General features: G+C 62.4%; 7 protein-coding genes and 1 pseudogene. 5 read left to right on the top strand and 3 right to left on the bottom strand.

Going from position 1 to position 7,012, the window contains the following annotated elements; translation table 11 throughout:
• Positions 1 to 677, top strand: a 677-nt coding sequence (locus tag M0D64_RS33750) for an aldehyde dehydrogenase family protein (protein WP_266260996.1), incomplete at its 5' end; no start/stop codon positions are given.
• 138 nt (positions 678 to 815) lie between these two features.
• Positions 816 to 1,391, top strand: coding sequence for a GNAT family N-acetyltransferase (locus M0D64_RS33745; protein WP_266260995.1), 576 nt, complete (start codon positions 816 to 818; stop codon positions 1,389 to 1,391).
• A gap of 71 nt (positions 1,392 to 1,462) precedes the next feature.
• Here the strand turns inward: M0D64_RS33745 and kdgT are convergent, their stop codons facing one another.
• A complete protein-coding gene (kdgT, locus tag M0D64_RS33740; RefSeq protein ID WP_266260994.1) occupies positions 1,463 to 2,485 on the bottom strand; it encodes a 2-keto-3-deoxygluconate transporter in 1,023 nt (340 codons plus the stop codon).
• A 303-nt stretch (positions 2,486 to 2,788) separates the two neighbouring features.
• Here kdgT and M0D64_RS33735 point away from each other — a divergent pair.
• The 3 genes and pseudogenes from M0D64_RS33735 to kdgR form a co-directional block, all read left to right on the top strand.
• A pseudogene (locus M0D64_RS33735) lies at positions 2,789 to 2,953 on the top strand (5-dehydro-4-deoxy-D-glucuronate isomerase); the annotation flags it as partial.
• Positions 2,954 to 3,154: 201 nt separating this feature from the next.
• Positions 3,155 to 3,910 (top strand): 2-dehydro-3-deoxy-D-gluconate 5-dehydrogenase KduD, encoded by a 756-nt coding sequence (gene kduD, locus M0D64_RS33730; protein WP_266260993.1) that lies wholly within the window; start codon positions 3,155 to 3,157, stop codon positions 3,908 to 3,910.
• A gap of 122 nt (positions 3,911 to 4,032) precedes the next feature.
• Positions 4,033 to 4,908, top strand: a complete 876-nt coding sequence (gene kdgR, locus M0D64_RS33725; RefSeq protein ID WP_266260992.1) for a DNA-binding transcriptional regulator KdgR — start codon at positions 4,033 to 4,035, stop codon at positions 4,906 to 4,908.
• A 110-nt stretch (positions 4,909 to 5,018) separates the two neighbouring features.
• Here the strand turns inward: kdgR and M0D64_RS33720 are convergent, their stop codons facing one another.
• Positions 5,019 to 5,951: a TauD/TfdA family dioxygenase gene (locus tag M0D64_RS33720; protein ID WP_266260991.1), complete on the bottom strand. Its 933-nt coding sequence runs from the start codon at positions 5,949 to 5,951 to the stop codon at positions 5,019 to 5,021.
• A 473-nt stretch (positions 5,952 to 6,424) separates the two neighbouring features.
• Positions 6,425 to 6,985: a cytochrome b gene (locus tag M0D64_RS33715; RefSeq protein WP_266260990.1), complete on the bottom strand. Its 561-nt coding sequence runs from the start codon at positions 6,983 to 6,985 to the stop codon at positions 6,425 to 6,427.
• Positions 6,986 to 7,012: the final 27 nt, after the last annotated feature.

The raw sequence follows: 7,012 nt of genomic DNA, 5'->3' as shown, positions 1-7,012 counted from the left end.
ATGCGCCTGTCATCGTGGCCGAAGACGCCGACGTGGCGCTGGCCATCAAGGCCGCAGGCGCCGCGAAGTTCCGCAATGCCGGCCAGGTCTGCATCTCGCCGACGCGCTTTCTGGTGCACAACAGCATCCGCGAAGAATTCGCCGCGGCGCTCGTCAAGCATGCTGAAGGCCTCCAGCTCGGCGACGGTCTGGCGGAAGGCACCACCATCGGACCGCTCGCCAATGCGCGCCGTCTCACCGCGATGAGCAAGGTGCTCGACGACGCGCGCAAGACCGGCGCGAAGGTCGAGACGGGCGGCGAACGCGTGGGTTCGGAAGGCAACTTCTTCGCGCCAACCGTGCTGACCAACGTGTCGCTCGAATCGGACGTGTTCAACAACGAGCCGTTCGGCCCGATCGCCGCGATCCGCGGTTTCGACACGCTCGAAGAAGCGATCGCCGAGGCGAACCGTCTGCCGTTTGGTCTCGCCGGCTATGCGTTCACGAAGTCGTTCCGCAACGTGCATCTGCTGTCGCAACAGATGGAAGTCGGCATGCTGTGGATCAACCAGCCTGCCACGCCCTGGCCGGAAATGCCGTTTGGCGGCGTGAAGGATTCGGGCTATGGGTCGGAAGGTGGTCCGGAGGCGATGGAAGGTTATCTGGTGACGAAGGCGGTTTCGGTGACGGCGGCTTAAAACGCCGAAGGCCGTCATCAGGCTTTCAGGGCGAGGTTTCTGACTTCGCCCGCCTGATTGATCGCTGTGCCAGGTCCGCGAGCGCGCGTTCGCGGACTTTTTTATTTATTGCAACTTCTCCGTCGCGTCCCTCACGTCATGCAACCCACACTGATCGGACAGGCCGTCGAACTCAGACCACTTCAACAGGAACACGCCAAGGCACTGCTCGACGCCGCCGCGGACGGGCAATTGTGGAATATGAAGCTGACTGTCGTGCCGGGTCCTGAAACCATCGGCAGCTATATCGCGACCGCGCTCGACGGGCGCGCGGCCGGCACGGTGATGCCGTTTGTGATCGTGAGGCGCGACACCGGGGCGATTGTCGGCAGCACGCGGTTCTGGAAGATCGATCGGATGAACCGGAAGCTGGAAATCGGCCACACGTGGCTGGGCGAATCGGTACAGCGCTCGGCGGTGAACACCGAGGCGAAGTACCTTCTGCTGAGTCATGCGTTCGAAGCGATGCAGTGCGTGCGCGTGCAGTTCACTACCGACGAGCTCAACGAGAAATCAAGAGCAGCGATTCTGCGGATCGGCGCGAAACAGGAAGGGATTGTCCGGCACGAGCGAATCATGCCGGATGGGCGCAAGCGCAATTCGGTGCGCTTTAGCATCATCGATGAGGAGTGGGCGGAGGTGAAGGCGATGTTGGAGAGGAAGCTGGGGCGGTGAAGCCCCACCTCCACCTCATGTGACTCGCTTCACTTCGTCGCGTTGAGGCGCAAACCAGCCGCCCCACCCCTTCAAACGTGCACGTCCCGCTCACCAAGCGGCTGCGGTGGCGTCGTCGCTGCCGCAAACTCCTCGCGCAACGCATCGCGCGCATGATGCCGGCGCACCCAAAGCGCGGTCAGAATCGGCACCAGAACCGCCGTCACGAGACAAGCCGTCGCGACCATCGCTGTCGCTGCCGGCACCAGCGGCTTGAAGCGCGGAATCATTTCGCCGATGATCGCCGGATTCGCCACCGCGGCCCCCGCCGTCGACGAAGCCGCCAACCCCGCCGCCCCATTTCCGCCCGCGATCCACCGATCCGCGAGGATCAGCGGAATGCCCGTCACGACGATCACCCCAAGGCCCAGCACGATGCCCGGCAATCCGCTCGTGACGATCACATTCAGGTCGATACCGTTACCGAGCGCGAAGCCGAAAAACGGAATCAGCGGATGCACGCAGCGGCCAAAGAACTCGCGCAACTCGCTGTCCAGGTTACCCAGCGCGAAGCCGATCAGGAACGGCAGCACCGCGCCGACGAACAGCCGCGGTTCGAAGAACGCGACGCCGGTCGCGCCGAGGATGATCATGCTGACGAGCGGCCCCGATTCGATCGACATCAGGACGAACGCGCCCGCCTCCTCCTTGGAGCCGTATTGCTGCATCACGGCCGCATAGAGACCGCCGTTGGTCATGTCCATCGACGTCGTGATCGCGAGCACCGAGAGGCCCGCGAACAGGCCCGCCTTGACGCCGTCGATCGGAATGAAGTGCGAAGCAACGATCGTTGCAATCCACGCCACCACCATTTTGGTCACGAGCAGCGTGCCCGACTTGCGCAGTACCGTGCCGGTCGCCCGCAAGTCGATCGTCGCGCCCATGCAGAAGAACCACACCGCCAGAATCGGCACAGTGCCGGTAATCAATCCATTGGTGAACGACCCGAGGTACTTCCCTCCGCCCGGCGCAAACGTGTGGACACAGGCGCCGAGCAGCAACGGCACCAGCATCAGGCCGCCTGGAATGCGGGCGATGGCCTTCTTGAGCTTCATGCCTCCTCCATGGACTTTGCGTCCAGTTGTCGGGTGGATCACCCGGGGTGATGTCCCGTTCTTGCGCCGGGCGACTCCCTTTCGGCGCAATATAGCATCGCGATAGGAACAACGTTCCGATTTTGATAGACTTCCTGATCATCGTTTACCCGCGTGTCATCCAGAAGGCTTGCCGCGCTTGATGTGGCAGTGCAATATTTTCGGACCGATGTTCCACATTTAGAATTCTGCACTACAGTCAGCAACAGAACGCCGTCGTAAAACGGCACGGCAAGACACCCCATCCGACCGGAGGCAAGAGCAATGGAAGTGAGACAGAGCATCAACAGCGAGCACGCGAAGACCCTGGATACCGCCGGACTGCGCAAGCAGTTCCTCGTCGAAGACGTGTTCGAACGCGACGCGCTGCGCCTCGCGTACAGCCATATCGATCGCATCATTGTGGGCGGCGTGTGGCCGGCGACGCGCGCGTACACGTTCATCTGGGGCATGGTCGGCGAGAACCAGGTGTTCAGCGACATGGATCACATTGCGGTACGCGATCTGCGTTGACGGCGAGCAGGCTCCTCCCTCAGCGCTGCACGGGCACCGCAAGCACCGCAGGCACATAGGTACCACGAGCACCCTGGACGCCACCGGCACCGCGAACGACATAGGAACCTACGCACAGTGAACAGCTTCGATCTGACCGGCAAGGTCGCCATTGTCACCGGCAGCAATACGGGCCTCGGCGCCGGCATGGCCGTCGCGCTCGCCATGGCCGGCTGCGACATCGTCGGCGTGAGCCGCGCGGACGCCGGCAATACTCCCGCGCACGTCGAAGCCACCGGCCGCCGCTTCGCGGATGTGCGCGCCGATCTCGCCTCGATCGCTCCGGTCGACGACATCGTGCGCGCCGCAGTCGAAGCGTTCGGCCGCGTCGACGTGCTCGTGAACAACGCAGGCATCATCCGCCGCAAGGACGCGCTCGACTTCGGCGAAGACGACTGGGACGCCATCATGGACGTCAACCTGAAGAGCGTCTTCTTTCTTTCGCAGGCCGTGGCGCGGCAGTTCGTGAAACAGGCAAGCGGCGGCAAGATCATCAACGTCGCGTCGATGCTGTCGTTTCAGGGCGGCATCCGCGTGGCGTCGTATACAGCGTCGAAAAGCGGCGTGCTCGGTCTCACGCGGTTGCTCGCGAACGAGTGGGCCGCGCAGGGCATCAACGTGAACGCGATCGCGCCGGGCTACATGGCCACCGCGAACACGGCGGCGCTGCGCGGCAACGCGCAGCGTAACGATGAAATCGTCGGACGTATTCCGGCGGGCCGCTGGGGCACGCCGGCGGATATCGCGGGACCGGTGGTGTTCCTCGCCTCGTCCGCGTCGGACTATGTGCACGGCCATACGCTTGCAGTGGACGGCGGCTGGCTTGCGCGCTAGCGTGATGGAAGCGGAGAGGTCACGCGGCTCGCGCGACGCGGTATGCTCTCGGCGCTGGGGGCGATCGGCATCGGGCTGTGAGCGGATTTTGATCGGTTTGGCATCAACAGGGAATGACGGACATGGCAGCAATGGGCAAGCAGCGCAAGGACGACGACGCCGTACACATGCAGGAAGCGGACAGCGCGGGCGGCATGGCTAACGACAGAGGCGAATCGGCCTCGTCGATCGGCAGGGTCTTCGCAATTCTTGGCGCGATCGGCGACAGCGGGCAGATCGGAATCAGCGAATTGTCGCAGCGGCTCGGCATGTCGAAGACCACCGTGCACCGCGTGATCCAGACGCTGAAAGCGCTCGGCTATGTGACACAGGAAGTCGAAACCGAGCGCTACCGGTTGACGATCCGCCTGTTCGAACTCGGCGCGAAGGCGCTGGAAAGCGTCGATCTCGTGCGCGAGGCCGATGTCGAGATGCGCCGCATCGGCCAGGTCACGCGCGAGGCGGTCCACCTCGGCGCGTTCGACGAAGACGCCATCATCTACATCCATAAGATCGACGCCGACTACGGGCTGCGCATGCAGTCGCGCATTGGCCGCCGCAATCCCCTGCACAGCACGGCGATCGGCAAGGTGCTGCTCGCGTGGATGGACCGGGCGGAAGCGCGCGAAGTCCTCTCGCATGTCGAATTTCGCAAGTCGACGCAAAAGTCGCTCGCCTGTGCCGACGCCGTGTTGAGCATCCTGCCGCGTGTGCGTGAGCAAGGCTACGGCGAGGACAACGAGGAACAGGAAGAAGGGCTGCAGTGTCTCGCGGTGCCGGTGTTCGACCGCTTTGGCCGCGTGATCGCCGGCCTGTCGATTTCGTTTCCGACGATGCGCTGCGGCGCCGACACGAAATCGCACTACGTCGCACTACTCAAGCAGTCGGGGCTCGCGATCTCGACGCGGCTCGGCTATCGCGAGGCGACGGAGCATGTAATTGTCGAAGGGTTGAGCTGAAAACGCAGGCACCCCGCAAAAAATTCGACGGAATTCTTCGGGGCGCCTTCATCACGTACGCAAGCAGTGTGGCATGCGCAGTGTACGCATGCATAAGCGGCCCGCGACGTTCAAGCAGCCTTCGCAGCCGGATTCGGTTCGACGCTGCGCGTAAAGCTGCGGCGACCATCGACGCTCACCGGCACGTCACCCTTCAGCGTCACACGACGTACCACGCGGTGAGCGTCGCCGTAGTCGTTGACGGCGTAGTGCTGGGTCGCGCGGTTGTCCCAGATCGCGACGTCGCCTGCCTGCCAGCGCCAGCGCACGATGTTCTCGAGACGCGTCACATAGGCCTGCAGCAGTTCCAGCACATGCGCCGACGCGCTCGGCGTGAGACCGACAAAGCTCTTCACGAAATGACCGAGAATCAGCGTCTTTTCGCCGGATTCCGGATGCACGCGCACGACCGGATGCTCGGTCTCATAGCGTGTCGACACGAACACTTCGCGATAGCGTTTGAGCGCTTCGGCATCTCGCCCGCGCTCGCCGACGTTGCCATAGTTCGCGTAGTCGTATTCATTGCTGTGCACGGCCCACAGTTGCTCGGCGAGCGCTTTGAGCGGCGGCGGCAGATCGTCGTATGCGGTCGCGGTGTTGGCCCAGACGGTGTCGCCGCCCACTTCCGGAATCGTCACACCGCGCAGGATCGACGCTTGCGGATATGCGTCGACGAATGTCACGTCCGTATGCCACGAATTCGCACGGCCGCCGCGATGCGAATCGAGTTCGAGCAGGTAGTCGGTGCCGTCCACCACCGGCACCGTGGGGTGTGAAACCGGCTCGCCAAGCAGCTTGGCGAAGGCCTCCTGATCGGTATCCTGCAGGTGCGCCTGGCCGCGGAAAAAGATCACCTTGTGGCGCACCAGCGCGGCGCGAATCGCTTCGACGGCGGCCGGTTCGAGCTGGCCCGACAGGCGCACGCCGCGAATTTCCGCGCCGATGCGGCCGGTGACGGGATGAATGTCCAATGCGCTGGACGTCGCGAGACTGAGATTCGACATGCGATGCAACTCCTGGGTTTGAGGATGAGACAGATCAGAGCGCCGGTTGAATCAACACTTGATTGGCTCTGTCTGCTGAATCGACGAACCATTATCGGCAGAGTGGGCGCCGCGAATCTATCGCGCTTTGGACACTTGATAGAAGAGCTTTTTATATCGTTATGAGTTTTCTCACGCTGCATCGCTCACTTCCCGCAACGCGTCCATATCGATCACGGTGATCCGGCTATAGCGCACGTCCACGATGCTAACCAGTGTTAGCGGCGCGCGTAAAAGACTTGTTTTTTTATGTGCTTATCACGCACTCGGGAGTGGCGATCGCGCGCCGATGCAATGACGTCGAAATCGCCATGATCCAGGCATCAGGGAAGGATATTGGTAGGCACATTGGCCACCGACGGAACGCGGCTCGCACGCAGACGACAGGCGATTAATACACGAGAAGCAACAAGCCGCTAACGCACACTAACCGATCACGGCAGCATCCGCTGCATTGTCTGATCCTTGAGCACGAAGCGATGAAACAACGCGCCCGCGATATGCAGTGCAACCAGTGCGAACAATACCCAGGCCAGATAGCCATGAATATCGCCCATTTCATTCCCCACTGACGAACCGACCGCCGAGATGCTGGGATATGGCAGTACGCCGAGCAGCTTGACGGACCATCCACGCGAAGAAGCGTTGGCCCATCCCAACAAAGGCACAGCCACCAGCGCGAGATAAAGGAGCCCGTGCGTGATGTGCGAAACGACACGGAGGAAAGGCGAGAGCGAGGCTGGTGCTGGTGCTGGCGTGTGCGTGAGACGCCAGACAATTCTCACCACCACCGCTGCAATCAGCGCTGCCCCCACGCCGAGATGCCACGCGATCAGGCCGTCGGGCCGCGTGCCCTTATGAATATCCGGCATGGTCCAACCGATCACGAACTGCGCGGCGATCAACAGAACCACCAGCCAGTGAAGAAACCTGGCTATACCGTCATAACCTGATGCATAGCGTGAGAAACTGGCCGAGTCCGAGCGCATAGTCATGAGAATGTTTTAGCCGCAGTGAAGGCA

Origin of the sequence: Paraburkholderia sp. WS6, assembly GCF_030464835.1 — a bacterium.
GTDB lineage: Bacteria > Pseudomonadota > Gammaproteobacteria > Burkholderiales > Burkholderiaceae > Paraburkholderia > Paraburkholderia madseniana.
The sequence above is the reverse complement of the archived record's forward strand: the minus strand, read 5'-3'. Positions and strand labels throughout refer to the sequence as shown.

Excerpts from the sequence above, each read along its gene's own strand:
- M0D64_RS33745 (WP_266260995.1), top strand. The coding sequence starts at position 816 with ATGCAACCCACACTGATCGGACAGGCCGTCGAACTCAGACCACTTCAA.
- kdgT (WP_266260994.1), bottom strand. The coding sequence starts at position 2,485 with ATGAAGCTCAAGAAGGCCATCGCCCGCATTCCAGGCGGCCTGATGCTG.
- kdgR (WP_266260992.1), top strand. The coding sequence starts at position 4,033 with ATGGCAGCAATGGGCAAGCAGCGCAAGGACGACGACGCCGTACACATG.
- M0D64_RS33720 (WP_266260991.1), bottom strand. The coding sequence starts at position 5,951 with ATGTCGAATCTCAGTCTCGCGACGTCCAGCGCATTGGACATTCATCCC.
- M0D64_RS33715 (WP_266260990.1), bottom strand. The coding sequence starts at position 6,985 with ATGACTATGCGCTCGGACTCGGCCAGTTTCTCACGCTATGCATCAGGT.